The sequence below is a fragment of the Roseburia sp. AF15-21 genome (assembly GCF_003479505.1).
Classification (GTDB): Bacteria; Bacillota; Clostridia; order Lachnospirales; family Lachnospiraceae; genus Roseburia_C; species Roseburia_C amylophila.
Genome location: NZ_QUHG01000003.1, coordinates 39056 through 61149 on the forward strand (window position 1 = coordinate 39056; position 22094 = coordinate 61149).

At 41.9% G+C, this 22094-nt stretch carries 22 protein-coding genes; 16 read left to right on the forward strand and 6 right to left on the reverse strand.

Annotated elements, in window-relative coordinates:
• Positions 1–55: 55 nt before the first annotated feature.
• Together DWW33_RS05470 and DWW33_RS05475 are read right to left on the reverse strand one after the other, a co-directional pair.
• Complete coding sequence (locus DWW33_RS05470) at positions 56–1396, reverse strand: butyryl-CoA:acetate CoA-transferase (protein ID WP_118639018.1); 1341 nt, start codon at positions 1394–1396, stop codon at positions 56–58.
• 78 nt (positions 1397–1474) lie between these two features.
• On the reverse strand, positions 1475–2503 hold the full coding sequence (locus DWW33_RS05475; protein WP_118639019.1) for a glycosyltransferase family 2 protein: 1029 nt from the start codon (positions 2501–2503) through the stop codon (positions 1475–1477).
• Positions 2504–2666: 163 nt separating this feature from the next.
• Between DWW33_RS05475 and DWW33_RS05480 the strand changes: the two genes are divergently transcribed.
• The 10 genes from DWW33_RS05480 to DWW33_RS05530 all read left to right on the forward strand — a co-directional run bounded on the left by DWW33_RS05480 (position 2667) and on the right by DWW33_RS05530 (position 12612).
• A complete protein-coding gene (locus DWW33_RS05480; protein WP_118639149.1) occupies positions 2667–3620 on the forward strand; it encodes a DMT family transporter in 954 nt (317 codons plus the stop codon).
• Position 3621: 1 nt separating this feature from the next.
• Complete coding sequence (locus DWW33_RS05485) at positions 3622–4821, forward strand: class I SAM-dependent rRNA methyltransferase (RefSeq protein ID WP_118639020.1); 1200 nt, start codon at positions 3622–3624, stop codon at positions 4819–4821.
• 135 nt (positions 4822–4956) lie between these two features.
• Entirely contained in the window at positions 4957–6249 is a 1293-nt protein-coding gene (locus DWW33_RS05490) for an ATP-binding protein (protein WP_118639021.1), read from the forward strand.
• Positions 6250–6457: 208 nt separating this feature from the next.
• The gene (locus DWW33_RS16125) at positions 6458–6712 is read left to right on the forward strand and encodes a zinc ribbon domain-containing protein (RefSeq protein ID WP_256385585.1); all 255 of its coding nucleotides are present in this window, start codon (positions 6458–6460) and stop codon (positions 6710–6712) included.
• A gap of 232 nt (positions 6713–6944) precedes the next feature.
• Positions 6945–8189: a 23S rRNA (uracil(1939)-C(5))-methyltransferase RlmD gene (rlmD, locus tag DWW33_RS05500; RefSeq protein ID WP_118639022.1), complete on the forward strand. Its 1245-nt coding sequence runs from the start codon at positions 6945–6947 to the stop codon at positions 8187–8189.
• Positions 8190–8397: 208 nt separating this feature from the next.
• Positions 8398–8664 carry a type II toxin-antitoxin system Phd/YefM family antitoxin gene (locus tag DWW33_RS05505; protein WP_118639023.1) on the forward strand — a complete coding sequence of 89 codons (267 nt, stop codon included), beginning with the start codon at positions 8398–8400 and terminating at the stop codon, positions 8662–8664.
• A gap of 3 nt (positions 8665–8667) precedes the next feature.
• Complete coding sequence (locus tag DWW33_RS05510) at positions 8668–8982, forward strand: type II toxin-antitoxin system RelE/ParE family toxin (RefSeq protein WP_118639024.1); 315 nt, start codon at positions 8668–8670, stop codon at positions 8980–8982.
• Positions 8983–9370: 388 nt separating this feature from the next.
• Positions 9371–9592 (forward strand): transcriptional regulator, encoded by a 222-nt coding sequence (locus tag DWW33_RS15925; RefSeq protein ID WP_243088548.1) that lies wholly within the window; start codon positions 9371–9373, stop codon positions 9590–9592.
• Between the two features lie 140 nt (positions 9593–9732).
• Positions 9733–11178 carry an alanine/glycine:cation symporter family protein gene (locus DWW33_RS05525; protein ID WP_118056591.1) on the forward strand — a complete coding sequence of 482 codons (1446 nt, stop codon included), beginning with the start codon at positions 9733–9735 and terminating at the stop codon, positions 11176–11178.
• A 78-nt stretch (positions 11179–11256) separates the two neighbouring features.
• A complete protein-coding gene (locus DWW33_RS05530; RefSeq protein ID WP_118639025.1) occupies positions 11257–12612 on the forward strand; it encodes a sodium-dependent transporter in 1356 nt (451 codons plus the stop codon).
• 271 nt (positions 12613–12883) lie between these two features.
• Here the strand turns inward: DWW33_RS05530 and DWW33_RS05535 are convergent, their stop codons facing one another.
• Positions 12884–14530 (reverse strand): SulP family inorganic anion transporter, encoded by a 1647-nt coding sequence (locus tag DWW33_RS05535; protein WP_118056589.1) that lies wholly within the window; start codon positions 14528–14530, stop codon positions 12884–12886.
• A gap of 357 nt (positions 14531–14887) precedes the next feature.
• Here DWW33_RS05535 and DWW33_RS16130 point away from each other — a divergent pair, with 357 nt between their 5' ends.
• The 3 genes from DWW33_RS16130 (at position 14888) to DWW33_RS05545 (ending at position 16277) form a co-directional block, all read left to right on the forward strand.
• Complete coding sequence (locus DWW33_RS16130; RefSeq protein ID WP_256385586.1) at positions 14888–15016, forward strand: hypothetical protein; 129 nt, start codon at positions 14888–14890, stop codon at positions 15014–15016.
• 20 nt (positions 15017–15036) lie between these two features.
• Positions 15037–15129 carry an MscL family protein gene (locus tag DWW33_RS16205; RefSeq protein WP_330408422.1) on the forward strand — a complete coding sequence of 31 codons (93 nt, stop codon included), beginning with the start codon at positions 15037–15039 and terminating at the stop codon, positions 15127–15129.
• A gap of 200 nt (positions 15130–15329) precedes the next feature.
• Complete coding sequence (locus DWW33_RS05545; protein ID WP_118056588.1) at positions 15330–16277, forward strand: tRNA dihydrouridine synthase; 948 nt, start codon at positions 15330–15332, stop codon at positions 16275–16277.
• Between the two features lie 78 nt (positions 16278–16355).
• On the opposite strand, the gene DWW33_RS05550 is transcribed toward DWW33_RS05545, so the two are convergent.
• On the reverse strand, positions 16356–16808 hold the full coding sequence (locus DWW33_RS05550; protein ID WP_117699060.1) for a metallophosphoesterase family protein: 453 nt from the start codon (positions 16806–16808) through the stop codon (positions 16356–16358).
• Positions 16809–17345: 537 nt separating this feature from the next.
• On the opposite strand from DWW33_RS05550, the gene DWW33_RS05555 reads away from it, so the two are divergent.
• Together DWW33_RS05555 and DWW33_RS05560 are read left to right on the forward strand one after the other, a co-directional pair.
• Complete coding sequence (locus tag DWW33_RS05555; protein WP_118639026.1) at positions 17346–18179, forward strand: deoxyribonuclease IV; 834 nt, start codon at positions 17346–17348, stop codon at positions 18177–18179.
• Positions 18180–18269: 90 nt separating this feature from the next.
• Complete coding sequence (locus DWW33_RS05560) at positions 18270–18932, forward strand: flagellar filament capping protein FliD (RefSeq protein WP_118639027.1); 663 nt, start codon at positions 18270–18272, stop codon at positions 18930–18932.
• Positions 18933–18934: 2 nt separating this feature from the next.
• On the opposite strand, the gene DWW33_RS05565 is transcribed toward DWW33_RS05560, so the two are convergent.
• Both DWW33_RS05565 and DWW33_RS05570 read right to left on the reverse strand, forming a co-directional pair.
• Positions 18935–19771 carry a pyridoxamine kinase gene (locus DWW33_RS05565; RefSeq protein WP_158561561.1) on the reverse strand — a complete coding sequence of 279 codons (837 nt, stop codon included), beginning with the start codon at positions 19769–19771 and terminating at the stop codon, positions 18935–18937.
• On the reverse strand, positions 19768–20367 hold the full coding sequence (locus tag DWW33_RS05570; protein ID WP_117699055.1) for an ECF transporter S component: 600 nt from the start codon (positions 20365–20367) through the stop codon (positions 19768–19770). The genes DWW33_RS05565 and DWW33_RS05570 overlap by 4 nt, the downstream gene beginning before the upstream one ends.
• 275 nt (positions 20368–20642) lie before the next feature.
• On the opposite strand from DWW33_RS05570, the gene DWW33_RS05575 reads away from it, so the two are divergent.
• Complete coding sequence (locus DWW33_RS05575; RefSeq protein ID WP_158577457.1) at positions 20643–22094, forward strand: methyl-accepting chemotaxis protein; 1452 nt, start codon at positions 20643–20645, stop codon at positions 22092–22094.

A 22094-nucleotide genomic window follows, 5' to 3' on the forward strand; every position in this document is an offset into this window, starting at 1 on the left:
TCATATTGCAAAAATCCCATGGGATAATCCCATGGGATTTTTAAAAGTTACGTAGTTATTTGTTGCTTCTTCTCCAGATATGCATTTTCTCTGCATCTGCGATTAATTCATCACGGAAGTCCGGATGTGCGACAGAGATAATTGCTTCACATTTCTGCCAGGTAGAAAGTCCCTTTAAGTTGACTTTACCATATTCTGTTACCAGATAGTGGATGTTGGCACGGGTATCAGTTACGATAGATCCTGGATCTAAGGTAGGAAGGATACGGGATTTCAACTGACCATCCCTGGTTGTAAAGGTAGAAGAACAGCAGATGAAGCTCTTACCACCATTAGAAAGGTATGCACCCAGAACGAAGTCTAACTGTCCGCCGGCACCACTGATGTGTTTGATTCCAGCAGACTCTGCATTTACCTGACCGAAGAGGTCTACATTTACTGCATTGTTAATGGAAATAAAGTTATCCAGTGCGGAAATGGAACGGATATCATTTGTATAGCTTACCGGAGCACTCATAAGTTCCGGGTTTTCATCTAAGTAGTCATACATTTTCTGAGTTCCTGCACCGAAACCATAGGTCTGACGGAAACGGTCGATGTTTTTCTTGGAACCGTTGATTTTTCCTGCTTTTGCAATATCAACGAATGCATCAACGTACATTTCGGTATGTACACCTAAATCTTTCAAATCAGATTCTGCAATCATGGAACCAACAGCATTTGGCATTCCACCGATACCAAGCTGGAGACATGCACCATTTGGAATCTCATCTACGATTAATTTTGCAACTGCCTGATCGATTTCAGTAGCAGCTCCGCCACCACCTAATTCACCGATAGCCGGATTCTCGCCTTCTACGATGAAATCAACATCGGAAATATGGATGCTGTTTTCAAATCCGCCTAAGCAGCGAGGCATATTTTTATTTACTTCAACGATAACTTTCTTGGAAGTCTCGCAAACTGCCATCATATGAGAAGCGTTTGGTCCAAAGTTAAAATATCCATGTTTGTCCATTGGAGCAACCTGGAACATTGCTACATCATCCGGAGTAGCGGAGTCACGATAGTATCTTGGAAGCTCGGAATAACGGATTGGAGCGTAGTAAGAAAAACCACGGTTGATATATTTACGCTCGATTCCGGACATATGCCAGGAGTTCCAGGTAAAGTGTTCGCCGGCATCTTCACGTTCGAAGACAGCTAACGGTTTTAACAGAATACCACCTCTTAAGTTGACATCCTTTAATTCATCCGTACGTTTTGCAAGGGCTTTATCCAGTGCATCCGGAGTTCCGGTACACCATCCATAATCTACCCAGTCACCGGATTTGATGACTTTGACAGCCTCATCTGCGGAGACTAATTTCTGTTTATATTCCTGTGTGTAATCCATGAAAAACCTCCTGTATATTTTGTCTGTTAAATTATTATCATAGTACCACTTCGTACATGATTATTCAAGTCGAAGGGACTAAGAATTATCGTCTGGGAGCTGCCATTGTCTGGCTGCATTTCTATATTCTTCCGCCTGGGCTGCATTCCCGGATTTTTCATAGCAGTCAGCCAGTCCGTTCAGCGGAATATTTCCACTGGTATGGACATCAAGAATGCTGGCAGTTTCAAAGGCTGCGTTGTAGTACCACACGGCTGCTTCATCATAATCTTCTGCGTCAAAAAAATAATTTCCCAATTCGCAGCAGATTTCTGCACAAGGGGTAGTAATCATATCCTTCAGTGCCAGCTTGAAAAATTCATTGACATTTCCGGTAATCCGGTAGCAGCGGCTTAAGATACAGCCGGCTTCCTTGCGGGCATCCCCAGAAGCGGTTTCATCCTGCAGGGTAGCAAGAAATACTTTTGCGGCGGCAATGAAATCTTCTTTCTCCCCGGTCATGAGGAGCTCTTTGGCATACATCCGGTGCAATTTTTCGGAAAGCCGTCCGTCCCGGTCAAATGCCAGTAAGAAGCCTTTGAAATCACGGCTGCTGTGCAGGGACTGCGGAAGATGCGTAATAGCAATATCACTGTCAAAGACAACCGGGTCTAAGCGCACCGTTTCGTGAATCGGGTCAATCCAGGTAAAGGTACGGAGTCTCCGGTAGAGCTTCGGACGGTATTCTTCTTTAAAGTTAAGCACCGTATTAAATTCATTTTTGGTCACATATTTCATCTGTACAATTTCGACCTCCGGAACCATGGCTTCTTTTAAAAGCCGGAACTGTTCCCGGTTCTCATCATCTAAGACTTCATCTGCATCTGCGGTATAAATGTATTCCATGGAAGCTTTGGAAAAAGCAAAATTTCTGGCATCTGCAAAGTCATCCTTCCAGATATAGTCATAGATTTTATCGGTATAGCGGGCAGCAATTTCCCTGGTGCGGTCGCAAGAGCCGGTATCCACGATAATGATTTCATCCATCAGACCGGCGAGTGAATCCAGACAGCGGGAGAGAACCTGCTCCTCGTTTTTTACAATCATGCAAAGGCTTATTGTTATCATCAAATCATCTCCTTTCGCAAGCACCTATACAAACATATTTATTATCGCATATTTCAGGGAAAAAGTATATCAGTAGGGACAGAATTTATTTGACAGAGCCGGCACTGGTGTCTATGATGAAATGAGACAAGAACGAGAAGAAAAGAGAAAGCTTGAGAAAAGGATGAAAGAAATGGAAACAAAAGAAAAATTCATGCAGAAAACCATCGTAGTCTGGCTGGGAGCATTGGTGTGCTGCCTGTTGTGGGGCAGTGCATTTCCGTGTATTAAAATCGGCTATCAGATGATGTACATTGCATCGGATGAGGTGGCGTCCCAGATTCTGTATGCCGGCTATCGGTTTACGCTGGCGGGAATTTTAACAATAATATTGGGAAGTATCGGAAGCAGACAGTTTCTGCGTCCGACAAATGGCTCTCTTGGAAAAGTTTTTAAATTAAGCAGTTTGCAGACTGTGGGACAGTACCTGCTTTTCTATATCGGACTGGCGCACACCTCCGGGGTAAAAGCGTCCATTATTGAAGCATTAAATGTATTCGTGGCAATTCTGGTAGCAAGTCTTTTATTCCATCAGGAAAAATTATCGACGCGGAAAATAGCAGGCTGTATCATTGGATTTGCAGGCGTGGCACTGGTAAATATGGGAAGCAGCGGATTTGATTTTCATATGAGCGTGACCGGAGAAGGATTTATTTTCCTGTCAACGGTAGCGTATGCATTTTCTTCCGTGTTGTTAAAGCGGTATTCCAAATCCGAAAATCCTGTCATGCTGAGTGGATACCAGTTCCTGGTGGGTGGAATTATTATGGCATTGTGCGGCTTTGCAGCAGGTGGACGGGTGAGCGGATTTACGGCATCATCCTTTGGGCTGCTGTTTTACATGGCATGCATTTCTGCCGTCGCATACACGCTGTGGGGCATTTTATTAAAATACAATCCGATTTCCCGTGTAGCGGTATTTGGATTTATGAACCCGGTGTTTGGTGTGATTCTTTCTGCATGGCTTTTGGGAGAAAAAGAGCAGGCAGCAGGCATCAAAAGTGTGATTGCCCTGATACTGGTATGCATTGGTATATTTGTGGTAAATTATAAGAAAGAGGTTACGAAGGAGGACTAACATGAGTGCAGTTGTAACATTGAAAAAAGGCGAAGGAAGAATGGTAAAATCCGGTGGCATGTGGATTTTCGATAATGAAATAGAAAGTGTCATGGGAACATTTGAAAACGGAGATCTGGTGCTGGTACACGATTTTGACGGATATCCGATGGGCATTGGATTTATCAACCGCAATTCCAAAATCCGGGTGCGCCTTTTCAGCAGAAAAGAAGATACAGTTATTGATGAAGCATTTTTCCGGACACGATTGCAGCAGGCATGGGAATACCGGAAAAAGACGGTAGACATCTCATCCTGTCGCGTGGTATTTGGAGAGGCAGATTTCCTGCCGGGACTGGTTATCGATAAGTTTTCGGATGTGCTGGTAGTGCAGTCCTTAGCACTTGGCATCGACCGTTACAAAGAGCTTATTGTAAAGTGTTTAAAGGAAATTTTGGCAGAGGACGGCATTACAATCCGCGGCGTATATGAGCGGAGTGATGCAAAAGTCCGCAAGCAGGAAGGCATGGAGCTTAAGAAGGACTTTATCGGAGAAACATTTGATACCAATGTGGAAATTGTAGAAAATGGTGTGCATTATATCGTAGATGTAAAGGATGGTCAGAAGACCGGATTTTTCTTAGACCAGAAATACAACCGTCTTGCCATTCAGAAATTATGTAAGGATGCAAGAGTGTTAGACTGCTTTACCCATACCGGCTCCTTTGCATTAAATGCTGGAATTGCCGGAGCAAAAGAAGTCACCGGAGTGGATGCTTCGGAACTTGCCGTACATCAGGCAGAAGAAAATGCAGCATTGAACGGTCTTTCCGGCACGGTAAAATTCCTGTGCAGGGATGTCTTTGAACTGCTGCCGGAATTAGAGGAAGCAGGCGAAAAATATGATGTGGTAATCTTAGACCCGCCGGCATTTACCAAGTCCAGAAATTCTGTTAAAAATGCCATCAAGGGCTATCGCGAGATTAATCTTCGTGCCATGAAGCTTGTGAAAAATGGTGGATTTCTTGCAACCTGTTCCTGCTCCCATTTTATGACGTATGAGTTGTTTACCAAGACAATCGGACAGGCAGCTCACAGCGTCCACAAGCGTCTGCGTCAGGTGGAATTCCGCACCCAGGCACCGGATCATCCGATTCTCTGGGCGGCGGACGAATCCTATTATCTGAAGTTCTATGTGTTCCAGGTTGTTGATGAGATGTAAAAATTTTTGAAAGTGGCAGGTCCTAAGTGGATTGCCACTTTTTTGTGTGCAAAAACACGTTGATTCGTATGGAAAAATGTAATATAATACATTAAAAGACGCGATGATATTTTAAAGAAGGGAGAGAGCACACACATGAAGCGTAAAATAACTGCTAAATTATATGAATGGAAAAATATGAAAAAAAGCAGAATGCCGTTACTTATTTATGGTGCAAGACAAGTTGGAAAAACGTTTGAAATGCGTGAATTTGGAGCATTATATTATAAAAATACAGTCTATGTAAATTTTGAAACGGACGAAAGAATTGGGAAGTATTTTGATACAGATATTCATGCAGATTATATCATCGCCATATTAGAAAAATATTATCAGGTAAAGATTGTACCGGAAAATACGCTCATTATTTTTGACGAGATACAGATGTGTGAAAGAGCATTAACTTCTTTAAAATATTTTTCAGAAGAGACACCGGAATACCATGTAATAGCTGCCGGAAGTCTGCTGGGTGTAGCAGTCAACCGTGAAAAATATTCATTTCCGGTAGGAAAAGTTCAGATGGTTACCATGTACCCGATGGATTTGGAAGAGGTATTGTGGGCTAAGGGAAAGCAGATGCTTTCGGATACCATACGGGAACATTATGAAAATAATCAGCCGTTAGATGAGATATTGCACGAGGAAGCTTTGCAGGAATTTTATCATTATTGCATCGTGGGAGGAATGCCGGCAGCAGTAAAGGCAGACCTTGCAAAAGACAGTCCATTGGAGCAGACGGAAATTCGTCAGATGCTGTTAAATTCTTATATTGCAGACATGACAAAATATGCAAATCAGACGGACACCGTGCGTATTTTTGGAGTGTATGATTCCCTGCCGGCACAGTTGGCAAAAGATGCAAAAAAATTTCAATACAAGTTGATAAAATCAGGAGCACGGGCATCTCAATATGGAGATGCAATTGATTGGCTGATTCGGGCTGGAATTGTGAATAAATGCATGAAGTGCAGTCAGGGATTTTATCCGGTTGCGGCATATCAGGATGTAAGTGCATTCAAATTATATTACAGTGATATGGGTATTATGTCTGCAAGAATAGGAATGACGTTGGAAGCATTACAAAGCATGGAAACAGAGCATTTTCGTGGCATACTGACAGAAAACTATGTTGCAATTGCTTTGAAAACAAATGGTTATGATCTTCATTATTGGGAGTCTGATAATACGGCGGAAGTGGATTTCCTGATACAAAAAGAAAGTCACGTTATTCCGGTAGAGTGTAAGGCTGGTAACCATGTAAAAGCCAAAAGCATGATGGTTTATATGGAAAAATATAATCCTTCGTATGCAATCCGGATTTCAACAAGAAATTTTGGGATGGCAAAAGGAATAAAATCAGTTCCGCTATATAGTGTATTTTGCATCTAAAGTTTTAGTTGCCTTATCGTACAGCAACAGTAAGTTGCTTTTCTGAAACTGAATTTACCGGTATGATATGGATAAAGGAGGTAGCAACGATGGAGACAAAAAATATTATTCTGGAACTTCGTGCACAAAGAGGAATGTCCCAGAATGAGCCAACGGAACATATACCTATAACGATATGGATGAATTAATCGACATATGCGTTAAAAACATGGTAAGCGATGATTTTACAGAGGAGCAGGCGCGCGCATATATGAAAGAAATGCTCCCAAAGTTAGATTATTGGAAAAAATATGATGAACTTAGCGACAATGGAGAGTTTGAGGAGTTTAAGCAACAGCTAATAAAGGAAATAAATGAACTTCACATAGACGGGCTTCCTAAGGTTGAAAAATTAAATGCACTGGTAGGAAAATGGCGAAAATCCGGAATTACTTCTTTACAAAAAGAGATGATTGCAGTTTGACTGAAAAAATTAAATAGTGTGAAATGCTGAAGGAACGTCGGTACAGCCTGTATCGGCGTTTTTGTGTATTTGTAAGAAGCTGCAAGTAGCAGGCCCAGCAGGTGCCATTATTTCGCATTTTATTTTAATTCATTTATGAAAATATTTCTGCAATAACCATAGAAAAAGGCTGCTAAATGCGTTAAACTAAAATATAGTATAGTATTTGAAAAAATAAGGAACGGTACAGGAAATGAGAAAGCCAGAAGAGAACAATAAATTTAGAAAAAAGGAAAATGCAAAAAAGCAGCATGGTTCAAAATCGGAACGTCCGGAAAAACACATCTGCCCACCGGGAGAATGTGATCTTGCAAAAAAATGTGGCGGCTGCCAGTATCAGGGAATGGATTATGAAAAGCAGCTCAACAAGAAACATCGGGAAGTAAAAGAGCTTTTAGGCAGCTTTGGAAAAGTGGAGCCGGTTATCGGAATGCAGGAGCCATTTCATTATCGGAACAAGGTCAATGCTACATTTCAGCGGTTGAAAAACGGAACAGTGATTTCCGGGGCATATCAGCAGGGAACACATTCAGTGGTAAAGATTGATGAATGTCAGATTGAGGATAAGATTGCAGACAGCATCATTTATGATATTCGTGGAATGCTTCGCTCTTTTAAAATAAAAGTATATGACGAGGACAGCGGGTATGGATTGCTGCGCCATGTTCTGGTAAGAAGAGGTTTCCGTACTGGCGAAGTTATGGTTGTTCTGGTGCTGGCATCCCCAATTCTGCCGTCAAAAAACAATTTTGTAAAAGCACTTCGTGAAAAGCATCCGGAAGTTACAACGGTGGTGGTAAATGTGAATGACCGGCGCACCAGCGTTGTCTTAGGGGAGCGGAATATTACTATTTATGGAAAAGGATTTATCGAGGACGAGTTGTGTGGACTTCGTTTCCGCATTTCTCCATCTTCATTCTATCAGGTGAATCCGGTGCAGACAGAAATCCTTTATGGCAAAGCCATTGAGTTTGCCGGACTGACCGGAAAAGAAAAGGTAATCGACGCATATTGCGGCATTGGTACCATTGGCATGGCAGCAGCAGGCAAAGCCGGCTCTGTCATTGGCGTGGAAGTGAATCGTGATGCGGTACGTGATGCCATTACCAATGCGAAGCGCAATAACATGAAAAATATCACATTTTACAATGAGGATGCCGGAGAATTCATGGTCAAAATGGCAGCACAGGGTGAAACTGCCGATGTGGTATTCATGGATCCGCCTCGTGCCGGAAGTGATGAGGCTTTCCTATCTTCACTGCTACAGCTTTCTCCAAAGCGTGTGGTCTATATTTCCTGCAATCCAGTCACCCAGGCACGGGACCTGAAGTATCTTATAAGCCACGGCTACCGGGTGGAGCGGTGCCAGCCGGTGGATATGTTCCCGTGGACGTATCATATAGAAAATATTGTATCGATGACACGAAAAGATAAATAAGTGCCAGGTTGTGACTTCAGATTAGATAGCGCAAACTGAGTGAGAGGATTAGATGTTATGGAAGGAGTGGTGCAAATCCCTTAACTTTTCGGTATAGAGCAGGGCATTTTGAAAAAACTTTATAAGTGAAGACATTGACTCCATTGTATAAAATGAGTAAAATATAGTTAGAATATTACTATCACAACATTTCCAGGGAGGTGGCAATATGAATATTCGTCCGTCTGCAGCAATTCGTCAAAATTATAATGAGATTGCCGATATGTGTCGTGAAACGGCAGAACCGGTATTCCTGACAAAGAATGGCGAGGGAGATTTGGTTGTTATGGATATTGAAACTTACAATCGCCGGGAAAAAATGCTGAAATTACGGGAAGAGTTGCTTGCTGTTGAGGAAGACAGAATGGCAGGAAGAGAAGGCTGTACTCTTGATGAATTGGATATATACCTTGATGATATGATGAAAGAGGTATAGTGTATGGCAGATAAAAAATATAGAGTAATTGTTTCTGAACGGGCAAAGAGAATGTTAGGGACGCACATACGTTTTGTGGCACAGGTTAATAAGGAAGCTGCGATTGCAAAAAAGAAAGAACTGATGACAGCAATGCGTTCCTTAGAAAGTATGCCACAGAGATTTCCTTTCTTTGAAGAAACTTACATACCACCAAATAAATATCATAAGATGTTTGTGGCAAAGTGGTATCTGGTTCTTTATCAAATTGAAGATGACACAGTGTATGTGGATACAATTCTTGACTGCCGCAAGGATTACAGTTGGTTTATCCGGTAAAATAGAATCATCGATATATATAATTGACTTATAGGAAAAAGCCCCGTTTTCCATCATTGACAACCACCCCACCCTGCCGTGTACCAACCCTGAATTTGATCTTGAAGGGAGAGTGTCTAATGAGAATATAATCGACTTTTGAGAGCATGAAGATTTTAATTGCAGTAAACATACCGCTAATTCATGTTGCCAAAAGTGGATTATGTTCTCATGACCACTCTTTTTTGTTGCAATTAATAAGCATATGATAAGAAATTGCTGCTGACAGGACATAACCACTATTTGGCGACAGATAGGAGGCTATATGTTACTCGAAAATGTTTCTTTCACTATTGATACGGACTGGAAACTTGGATTTATCGGAAGAATTCAAGGCAAATCTTGAACTGTGGAGAGATTATGTGGAGCTTTCGAAGCTGCAGGCAAGAGTAAACGGTTATTTATCAGTGGAAAAAATGGAAGCGGCAAGACCAGTCTTGTTGTAAAAACACGCATTCCTGTTCGTACTCTTGAGGATTGGGAGGCTGCAAGACGGACTCCGCCGGAATATATTCCAAGATTAATCGATTATCAGTTAAAATATGAGAAGTTGATGCAGGAAAAGAACTGAGTCAGGTGCAGCAGGCTTATCTGGTGGATGTGATTATGACCTGGATAGAAAAAGAGTTGTCACATTATGATAGCCAAATGTGAAATTAAATGTTAAAATACCACAATAAGGTTATTACGAAGAGAGAAAGGTATTTTATAATGGTAGTTTCAATTATTGAAAAAGTGTATTCATTTTTATGGGGAGACTGGATTAAAATTCCGCTTCCGGGGGGAGGAAGTCTTGGCATTTCACTGCTGATTATTCTGTTGATTCCGACAGGAATTTATTTTACGATTCGGACAAAGTTTTTACAGATAAGACTGTTCCCGGATATGGTGCGGGCACTGGTAGCAAAGAAGGAGCATAAAGACAGTCTGTCAACTTTTCAGACGCTGATTGTGTCCACGGCAACCCGTGTGGGAATGGGAAATCTGGTAGGTGTAGTTGCAGCAGTGTCGGCAGGTGGAGCCGGAGCGGTATTCTGGATGTGGATTACAGCGCTGATCGGTTCTGCTACAGCGTTTATTGAAGCAACTCTGGCACAGCTGCATAAGGAAAAAGATCCGCTGTATGGCGGTTACCGCGGTGGTCCGGCATATTATATCCATCATTTTTTTGAAGAAAAGCTTGGAAAGAAGAAAAAACATGTGCTGATGGCAGTGTTATTTGCCATATCCGGTCTGATTTGCTGGTGTGGAATCAGCCAGGTAATCAGTAATTCGGTGGTATCTTCTTTTGAAAATGCATTTCATATTCCACCTTTGTATACAACAATTGTACTGGTGGCAGTTGCGGCGGTGATTGTATTGCGGAAAAATGCAACTGTAAAAGTATTGGATATGATAGTACCGATTATGGCAGTGTGCTATTTCTTTATTACATTATTTATTATTATCGTAAATTTCCGCAGTATTCCGGGCGTATTTGGCAGGATTTTTGAAGAGGCATTTGGTATCCGGCAGGTAGTATCCGGTGGATTTGGAGCAGTGCTTATGAATGGAGTTAAGAGAGGACTGTTTTCTAATGAAGCAGGTTCCGGTTCTGCACCTTGTGCAGCGGCAGCAGCGGAATGCGATAATCCGGTACGTGCGGGACTGACACAGGCATTGGGCGTATTTATCGATACGATTATCATTTGCAGTTGTACCGCTATGATTATGCTTATTGCACCGGAAAAGATAATTGCAGGAAAAGCTGGTATGGATTTGCTGCAGTCCACCATGCAGTATCATCTGGGCAGATTCGGAGTTATCTTTATTGCACTGACCTTATTTCTGTTCAGCTTTTCCACATTTCTTGGAATATTGTTTTATGCCAGAAGCAATGTGGCATATTTATTTGGAGATAAATGGATCTGGCAGACCCTTTATAAAGTCGTTGCACTGATTATGCTTTTTATCGGCGGAATTGCAACCTATACCTTCGTATGGGATTTAGGCGATGTGGGAATCGGACTGATGACGATATTTAATATCGGAATGCTGTATCTTATGGGGGGACAGGCATTGAAGGCACTGTCGGAGTATGAGAAAGAGAAAAAGACAGAAAAAGACAGTAATCAAAATCCGGCACCGGGAATTATCTTTTTAGAAAAAGAAAAGTAATAAAAAAGAAGTAGTTATCAAAACCGGTGATTCCATGTTATACTAGGGAGAAAACTACAAAAGGAGAAATTTATAGATATGGGTCGTGAATCATTTAAGTCCCGTCTGGGATTTATACTGGTAAGCGCAGGATGCGCAATCGGAATTGGAAATGTGTGGAGATTTCCGTATGTGGCAGGACAGAATGGCGGAGGAATCTTTGTACTGTTCTATCTTATATTCCTGATTGCCATGGGGCTTCCGGTACTGACAATGGAATTAGCAGTCGGAAGAGCCAGCAGAAAAAGTGCAGTTTTAGGATATAAGGCGTTGGAGAAGCCAAAGAGTAAATGGCATATTCATGGCTGGGTGGCAATTTTCGGCTGTTATATGCTGATGATGTATTATACAACGGTTTCCGGCTGGATGGTAACTTATTTCTATAAGTTTGTAAAAGGTGAATTTACCCCGGGAATGGATGTCGAGCAGACCGGAGCTGTGTTCAGCAATCTTTTGGCAGATCCCAAACAGATGGCATTCTGGATGATACTGACTGTTGTGGTTGGATTCTTTGTATGCAGCCGCGGCTTGCAGAACGGATTGGAAAAAATCAGTAAAGTTATGATGAGTGCACTGCTGATACTGATTATTGTCCTTGCAGTACATAGCCTGACACTTTCCGGAGCAGGCGAGGGATTGAAGTTCTATCTGGTGCCAAATATGGACAGTGTCCGGGAAGTCGGTTTGAAAAATGTAATAACCTCTGCCATGAATCAGGCATTCTTTACTTTGAGCCTTGGCGTGGCAGCAATGGAAATTTTCGGAAGCTACATGGGCAAAGACCATACGCTGGCAGGAGAAGGAGTACGTATCTGTGCACTGGATACCTTTGTGGCGATTATGGCAGGATTGATTATTTTTCCGGCATGCTTCAGCTATGGCGTGGAAGTAGGTGTAGGACCAAGCCTTATCTTTGTGACACTGCCAAATGTCTTTGTAAATATGGCTGGCGGCAGAATCTGGGGCGCACTGTTCTTCCTGTTCATGACATTTGCAAGCTTTTCTACGGTAATTGCCGTATTTGAAAATATCATGTCCTTCTGCATGGATATGTTTGGCTGGAACCGCAACAAAGCGGCACTGGTAAATGGAATTATTATCCTTCTTGCCAGTCTGCCATGTGTCTTAGGATACAATGTGTGGAGCAATCTCCACCTGATTGGCGGAAGGGATGTGCTGGACAGCGAGGACTTTATCGTAAGTAACCTGCTGCTGCCAATCGGTTCTCTTGTTTACCTGCTGTTCTGTGTGACGAAGTGGGGCTGGGGATTTGACAACTACTTAGAGGAAGCAAATACCGGAAAAGGCATTAAGATTGCAAGAAGATTAAAGCCATATTTCCAGTTTATCCTTCCGATACTGATTCTGTTTATTTTGATTCAGGGATTGTTATAAAAGAGGAAAAAGTGTGTAATTGCAGGAAGCATATGCGATTACACTTGCATAATTAGAAATAAAAGTGTGCATTTTGCCATGAATTTTAACAGAAAAAGTGAAAATCTGTTAAATGCAGTTGGTAGAGTGCACACTTTTATACTTTACAGGAAATTGTTTTCCTGTAAAGTATAAAACGCTCCGCGAGGATGCGCACTGCGGCGTATAAGGCAGATGCCGCAAGCGACCGCCGCAGGCGCGAGAATGTGCCAGGGCACATTCTTTTTAATTTTTATTTTACCAGTGCTTCTGCATAATCCAGTGCATCCACAATATTGTGATGGAAATTTTCTTTTCCAACTAATTCAATAAAACCATCTTTTTCCATCACGCGCATTGGCTGCTCATTGACATGGGAGAATACCAGCGTGATATTTTTGCGTTTTGCACGGTTGGCAAGCTCATGGAGAGAACGCATTGCGCTGGCATCAATGGCAGGAACGCTACGCATACGGATGACAACAACCTTCGTATGATGGTTACTGTTGATATTAAGAATCTGGTCTGCTGCGGCGAAAAACATCGGACCGCAGATTTCAAAAACACTGATGGAATGCGGGATGTCACGCAGTTTTTCCGCTTCACCCGGTGTAATGTCAGGAGAATCTGTGTATTTCCATGCTTTGATATCAGCTGTTTCTGCCATACGTTTCATAAAGAGCAGAGCTGCTAATACAACATCGATTTCGATGGCAACCACAAGGTCGAAAAATACTGTTAAGAAAAAGGTTGCAACCAGAACGATGATGTCACTCTTAGGTGCCATCTTACAAAGGCGGAAGAAAGAGGACCAGTCTGCCATGTTAGCGGCAACTACTAAAAGTACGGCAGCCAGTGTTGTCATAGGAATCAGTGCAGCCAGCGGCATCAACACCAGAAGAATAATGGTTAAAGTGATGCAGTGGGTGATTCCGGCAATCGGAGTACGTCCACCGTTTCGGACATTGGCAGCAGTTCTGGCAATGGCTCCGGTGGCAGGAATTCCGCCGAAGAGACCGGAGAAAATATTTCCAAGCCCCTGTCCCACTAACTCAGCATTGGATTTATGGGTATCGCCAATCATACCATCGGAAACAACAGCAGACAGTAAGGACTCAATTCCAGCTAAGATTGCAATGGTAAATGCCGGGGACAACATTTCCTGTACCAGCTTCATGGAAAGGGATGGAACATGAAAACCTGGAAATGCAGAATTTAATTCCCCGTAAACACTTCCGATGGTATTGACCGGAAGCTTGGCAAAATAAACCACTGCTGTTGTTACGATAATCGCAATCAGAGACCCCGGAATCTTATCGGTAACCTTCGGCCAGAGCAGCATAATTGCAACAGCCGCAATGCCAATCAGGGTTGCAGTCAGGTTGATGGAGCGGATATTTTTTGCATATACAATTACTTTATCTAAGAATTCAGAAGGAACAGAGGCAATATCCATACCGAAGAAATCCTTTAACTGTCCTACAAATAAAGTAACTGCGATTCCACAGGTAAATCCGGTGGTAATGGTATAGGGAATGTATTTAATCAGGGAGCCAAAACGGCAGATTCCCATAATTACTAAGATAATACCGGCAAGAATGGTAGCAACAATCAGACCGTCGGTTCCATACTCTGCAACGATGCCATAGATGATAACAACGAAAGCGGCAGTCGGACCGCCAATCTGTACACGGCTTCCGCCAAAGAATGAAATAAAAAATCCTGCGATAATTGCAGTATAAAGCCCCTGTTCCGGACCAACACCGGATGCAATCGCAAGGGCAATCGATAGTGGCAGAGCGATGATGGCAACAATGATACCGGAAATGATATCCTTCATCAGCTGCTCCTTCGTGTAGCCCTTCATCACATCAAAGAGCTTTGGTCGTAGTTCGTTCATAATAAAATCTCCTCATTTGTTCCTTTGTTTATAGTGGAAGATGAAATTTCTGTTTTGTCAGGATATCTGCACAGATATTCCAGAATACAGCGAAAACTTCACTTTCCCCCACTAAACACGCAATTCAAAAGTTTAGCACTCTTATAGTCTTATTTCAATGACAAAATCCAAGTTTCAGCCATTTGGTCAACAAATTTGAAAAAATAAAATTTTTTTGGAAATTTTAAAACCTCATCCATTTTTCATCCGTCTAGCAAGTGAAAGGAGGAAGAGCAATGCATGAGAGGGAAACTTTTATAACGATGGCAAAAGAGGATATCAAAAATCAGAAGTTTACATAATGGAGTAGACTATAGTATGGTTTTTGATTATAATTATTATATTAGTAACAATGGTGATATAAAGGCAGCCTTTGGAAATGATTTGAAGAGTTACTATATGCATTATATGTCCAATGGAAAAGCAGAAGGAAGAACTGCTAAATAGTGTGCCAGGAACAAAGGAGAATGAAGATGTGGAAAGAGTTTAAGAAGTTTGCAGTAAGAGGAAATATGTTAGACCTTGCAGTCGGTGAGATTATCGGTGGTGCTTTTAATTAACTGGTAAGCTCGCTGGTAGACAATGTAATTATGCCGATTCTTAGTCTTGTAGTTGGAAGACTGGATTTCAGTAACTGGTTTATTCCACTGGAAGCAACACGCTGTCCACATTGTACAAGCATGCTTGAAATCGAAGGGTAAGATAAAAAGCAGAATTTGAAAACAGAATTGAAAAATGAAATAAAAAACAGGATGTACCAATGAAACTATATTTAGCTCCCTTAGAGGGAATTACAGGATATGTATACCGGCAGGCTTACCATGCATGCTATGAAGATGCCGACAAATATTTTACACCATTTTTAGCTCCACATACGAAGCGAAGCTTCAATGCCAGAGAAAGAAATGATTTAATCCCAGAGCATAATGCTGGCATGTATACCGTGCCACAGGTGCTGTCAAAGAGCGGAGAAGATGTGGCAGCAATTGCAGAAGAGCTGAAAGCATTTGGCTATCAGGAAATTAATATCAACGCCGGATGCCCTTCCGGAACGGTAGTATCGAAGGGAAGAGGTGCCGGACTTTTAGATGATGAAAGAGCCTTGCTTCATTTCCTGGATGAAATGTTTGAAAAGACGGATGCAGAGATTTCCATTAAGACAAGACTTGGCATGGAATATCCGGATGAATTTGAAGGCATTTTAAAAATATACAATCGTTTCCCGATAAAGGAGCTGATTTTACATCCCCGTGTCAGAGAAGATTATTATAAAAATAAGCCGGATTGGACGATGGTAGAGTATGCACTGGAGTACAGCAGGAATCCGCTGGTTTACAATGGAGATATTTTTACAGTGGAAGATTATGAGCGGTTTACAGAACGTTTTCCAACGATAGATGCCATTATGTTAGGGCGTGGTGTTATAAGAGACCCGGCACTCATAGAGAAAATCCGCTCCGGTAGCACAATAGACAGGGCTGCTGAATTAAAGCGGCTTTATACATTTCACAATAAGCTGGTTGCCGGCTATCAGGAAGAAATGTCCGGGGAGAAAAATGTCCTCTTTAAAATGAAAGAATTGTGGTTTTATCTTGGCACACAGTTTACCGGAATTGAAAAACCGTTGAAGAAGATAAAGAAAGCAAACAGCCTGATAGAATACCAGGCTGCTGTTTCAGAGATATTTTCAACTGGTGCTGGAAAATAACCGAAAGAGTCAAATGACATAGAATCATGATGTAATATCAATTGATATGCAATAAAAATTATCACACGATATAAATTGCTATTCGGTATAAATGGGTGAAATAGAAACATCGTCCCCATCCAAAGTCAGAATAGCGATAGTACAGGAGGAACCACTGCGGCTTCGACCGGCACTGCCCGGATTGATGAAAGTAGTGGTTCCCCTTTTGCTTACTTCATAATGGTGGGTATGCCCGGTAATAATAAAATCTGCTTCCGGTTGTGGATAAGGCAAATCGCTTTTCTTATGGATGAGATAGAAAATCTTCCCACCAATGGGAGCCGCCAGAGTCTCCGGCAGATATTTCGTCCATTCGCCTTTGTCGCAGTTCCCCTTGATAATATAAAGCGGAACATGCAGTTCTTTTAAAGTTTCATAACATTTGAGACTTCCAATATCTCCTGCGTGCAGAAGATAATCACAGCTTTGCAGCTCGTCTAAAAATGTATCCTTTAATACACCATGTGTATCTGATAAAATTCCAATTTTCATAAAATGTACCTTTTTGTATGTGTCCTATTAAATTGCGAGGGCGGGATTGCTGGTTTGGGGTTACTTTTTCATTTTATAACGGTTATAATGAAATAACAAGTGTCCGGTGATTGGGAGAGGGGAAAAGACATCGATAAATCATTGGAATAGAAAGAGAATTTGATTTACTTTAAAATGCCGTAGTTCTAAGACACAAGTTTTTCTTTTGACGATAAGAACAGTCTTTCCAATGTTTGACAAAAAACACTGTATTGTTCGCCGGAACGCGGATACCTTATGATGCTTGCTAGGGGCACTTGGAATCTCGTCTGGTAATAGGCAACGCTGGCACAGGGACGTGCCAGCGAGGTGCATTTGAGCATGGATGCGAATATGCACCGGTTGCCGGAAAAGCCAATAAGCAGAACAAAATTCATAGTGCCACTTGCAGACGTTGTATCGCATCTGGCTTCAATGGACAGGCTGACACGGATGAAATAACAATAGTTTTATAACCCAAAATTGATTGAACGTAGGAAAAGGAAAAAGGAGAAAAATATGTTTCGAATCGGTTGTCATTTATCATCATCAAAAGGCTTCCTCGCTATGGCAAAGCAGGCAGAGGAAATCGGAGCCAATACATTTCAGTTTTTTACCAGAAATCCAAGAGGCGGCAAAGCAAAGGATTTAGATGTGAAAGATATAGCTGCATATCAGCAGTATGCTGCGGAGCATGGCATCGGGCAGATTCTTGCCCATGCACCCTATACAATAAATGCCTGCGGCAAAGATGAGCGGGTACAGGAGTTTGCCAGAGAAACCATGGCGGATGATTTGCGGCGTTTAGAGGAGATACCGGACTGCAAATATAATTTTCATCCTGGCAGCCATGTGCAGCAGGGAGCGGAAGTCGGAATTGAAAAGATTGCAGGAGTCTTAAATGAAATCATGTGGCAGGAGCAGAAAACAACAGTGCTGCTTGAGACCATGGCAGGAAAAGGAACAGAAGTAGGAAGAAACTTTGAAGAACTGCAGGAGATTTTAAGCCGGGTAAAATATCCGGAGAAAGTGGGAGTCTGTCTGGATACCTGCCATGTTTTTGATGGTGGCTATGATATCAGCGGACATTTAGAGGAAGTGTTAGAAGAATTTGACCGCATTATCGGACTGGATAAGCTGTGTGCCATTCATTTGAATGATTCGAAAAATGTACTGGGCAGCCATAAAGACCGTCATGAATGTCTGGGTGCAGGCAATCTGACCATGGATGCCATTGTGCGGATAATCAACCATCCGGCATTGAAAAAACTGCCGTTTTACCTTGAAACACCGAATGATTTAGAAGGCTATGCCAGAGAGATTGCCATGTTAAAAGCGGCAAGAAAGGATTAGCTTAAAGGTTAAGTTTTTCGGAAAAAAGAACGATATATCAGGTATAAGACGGCATGGAGGCAATTTTGTCTTAAAATTAGGAGGAGAAACATGATTCGTGTAACAGGAAATAACAGCCTTTTGATGAGTTCACTGAATACGGACACAGACAATGATACAAAAGTGGTGGACCTGTTAAAAAAGAGCAGTGAGACAGAGAAGAGCAGCAAGACAACCGGGAAAAAGAGTGAAGAATATGACAGTGTCAAGAAGTCTGCATCCTCACTCAAAGCAAGTGCAGCAGTATTAAGTGAAACAGGAGAGGATTCCATTTTTGCCAAGGCAGAAGAAAGCGGAGATTATTCCGGTTTGATTTCACTGATAGAGCGTTTTACCGGAGATTATAACAGTCTTTTAGAAAGCCTGTCAGACCTTGATACAGACAAATCTGCAAATTACAGCAAGGAATTAAAAAGCATTGTTTCCGGTCAGAGTGAAGCGTTACAGAAGGTTGGCATTACCGTAGACAGTAATGGAAAACTTGTAATAGATGAGGAAACTCTGAAAAATGCAGATAAGAAGGAATTAAAAGACCTGTTCCAGGGAGAAAATTCCGTTGCAGGAAAAGTTGCTGATAAAAGCATTTACATCGGAGCAAATGCTGCGGCTGACCAGTATGTGGACAGTTGTGCCAACTATACAGCAGGTGGTACATCCGCAGAATATGTCCAGATGGCAAATCTGATAGGCAGTTACTTAGACTCTCTTTCTTGAGATTAAAGTGTCACTAAGTCAGAAAGAAGCGGTTCAAAAATAACACCCTGCAAAGTATCATCCGAAAGCGACTGCGAATAGGAAATACAGGAAGCAATAAAATGAGCTGCCTGTGTGGTACATTCTTGTAAGGAGAAGCCCCGTAAGGTAAGTGCAGATACAATACTGACGAAGATGTCGCCGGTTCCGGGATACCCCGGACCGGCTTTTTTCGTGGAAACAGTATCCACATTTCCGCTGCTATCGGAAATATAGTTAAGGAAAGTGTCGCCTTTTGGACAGCCGGTAATAATACATTTTTTCGCACCCAGTGCATGAAGCTTTTTGGAAATGGCAGAAAGCTCCGAATCGGTGCAGTCATGCTCCGGATAAGGCGTATCTGTTAAAAGGCAGGCTTCCGTCAGATTTGGTGTGATAATATCACCCCGGGATACAAAGTCTTTCATGTGATTGCAGAATTCCGGCGTAATATGCTGATAGGCTCTGCCGTGGTCACCCATTACCGGGTCTATAATAAAAAGAGGTTTTTCGGTGAGAGAATCATAGTAATCGGAAATGGCATGAAGCTGTTCTTTTGCACCAAGGTAGCCGCAGTAGATGCCGTCCCAGTTCATGGAAAGAATATTCAGTGCAGCAAAATAATCCTTAAGCTGTCCGGTTAAATCAATTTTCAAGTGGGTAGGGAAACCGGTATGATTGCTGAAAACAGAAGTAGGCACAGGGATTCCCTGTACCTTACATGCACTTACCACCGGGAGGGACACGCTCATGGAGCAGCGTCCCACACCGGATATATCATTGATGATCAGAAGCTTTGGTGGTAAAGTATTTAATTTCATGCACATGCGTTTTCCTTTCCAAGACGTGGCAGCATATTAGATTTTGCCAGTACCGGACGCAGTGCCATGTATACAGCAGTCGCTACGATAACGGATAATACTGCATTGATGCTGGTTGCTGCAATGTTAATAGAAAGTGTAACTTCTGCTGCAGGTTTTCCTAAGATAACCAGTTTGTAGAAGTAGCCGAACAGTGGGTCAAATACAACGTTGAATAACAGTCCGCAGATACTTGCGATGACAACCCATTTGAAAATGTGCCTGCTATCTTTGGAAGTGGAAATTTTACCAATTTTGTGAGCAACCAGACCGGTAATCAGGCCGATGCAGAATTTTAAGATAAAAGTCTTTGGTGCGTATACAATGTAAATCGGGTCTAAAAGGTCGCCGATTGTCATACCGATGGCACCGCCGATTCCGCCATAAACACCGCCTAACAGTAATGCACCTAATACACATACCGCGTTTCCGAGGTGGATAGATGTGGCATCTCCGCCAGGAAGTGCGATTTTAATCTGTAAGAATGTGAATACCACATAGGAAAGTGCTGCCATAAGAGCAGTCAGTACAAGTTTGTAGATTCTTTCGTTTTTCATCATAAAGTCCTCTTTTCTTTCTCTTTGTTGCGGTTTATCATAAAACAGAAATGGCATTATAAAAACATCCAATTTTGATAAAAATGACCATGCCAGTTTAAAGATGAAGAGCAAGTTTTTTATGAACGTAATAATAAAAGAGTCCAATGGAAAGGCATATGGTAAGGCGTATAAATAAAAGTCTTTTCAATTTATGTAGAGAAAGGTATAATAAAATTGCTGGTAAAGTTCAAAAATTACAGTTTATATATGTTATATATGGGAGGATGAAAGAATTGACAGAACAAGGAAGAGTAAATAAGACTGCAATGACAGGGCATACAATTATGGGAATCTTATTGGCACTGGTTAATTTTTTGGAAATTTTCAGAACTTCCAAGAATGTAGTTTATGTGGCGGCGCTTATTGTGCTGGCACTTGGACCGGTGGTGGCAGAATGGATTTGCTATAGGAAAAACCAGGAGACAAAAGCAATCAAGCATCTTTTGGGGATTGGATTTGCAGTATATTATACAGTAGCACTGATAGGTGCCGGCAATCAGTTGGTTTTTGTATATGTAATACCGATGTTTATTTTGATTTCTGTATTTTCAGATTCGAAATATGCATTGGAGCTTGGAATTGGAGCAACTATCGTAAATTTTATTTCTATTGCAGTGCATACGATGAAAGGTCAAGGTGAGGGACCTACTTTCTATGGAACAGAGATTATTATACTGATTTTGACAACGGCATTTTCTTATTGCAGTTCTGCTGTTTTGCAGAAATCGTTTTTATCACGGCTGGGTGAAATGAATCAGGCAAAGGGACAGTCTGATACCATGCTTCAGAAAATTTTAGAAGTATCTGATGCCATGACAAAGAAAATTAATGGAATGTCGGATGAAGTAGAGTTACTTGGCAGTGGTGTCAGCGATACCAGAAATGCCATGGAAGAGTTGACCGGTGGAACAACAGATACAGCGGAGGCGGTGCAGAATCAGTTAAGCCAGACAGAAGCGATCCAGGAAAAAGTAATGCAGGTAACCCAGGCTTCTGACAGCATTGCTGAGAGCATGACAGTTACAGCAGAAGCATTGAACGCGGGTAAGAAAAATATTGAACAGCTGGTATCGCAGGTGAGTGTGACTGAGCAGACGAACAGTCAGGTGGCAGCAGAACTTACTTCTTTAAAAGAGTATATGGATAAAATGTATTCCATCATTGAGATTATCAATAATATTACTTCAGAAACCAGCCTGCTTTCATTAAATGCGTCAATTGAAGCAGCCCGTGCAGGTGAAGCAGGAAGAGGTTTTGCTGTAGTAGCATCTGAGATTTCCGGTCTGGCAACCCAGACACAGGAAGCAACGGTCAGTATTGAAGAACTGATAAGAAATGTATCGGAAGAACTGGAAAAAGTAGTGACCATCATCGAAAGCATGATTTCACAGGTTGAACATCAGAATGTAACAGTCAATGAAACTGCCGGCAGCTTCCGTACAATAGAGGATAATTCGGACCGTGTACAGAGCCAGTCGGATGCATTGTCCGGTATTGTGAAAGAATTAGAAAGTGCCAATGCAGGTATCATGGATAGTATCCAGACAATTTCCGCTATTTCAGAAGAAGTAGCAGCACATACAAATAATACACTGACAACCTGCGAGAAGAACCAGAAGAGCGTAGAACATCTGATGGCAGAGACTGAAAATTTAATTGAACTGACGCATCAGCTTCAGCAGTAA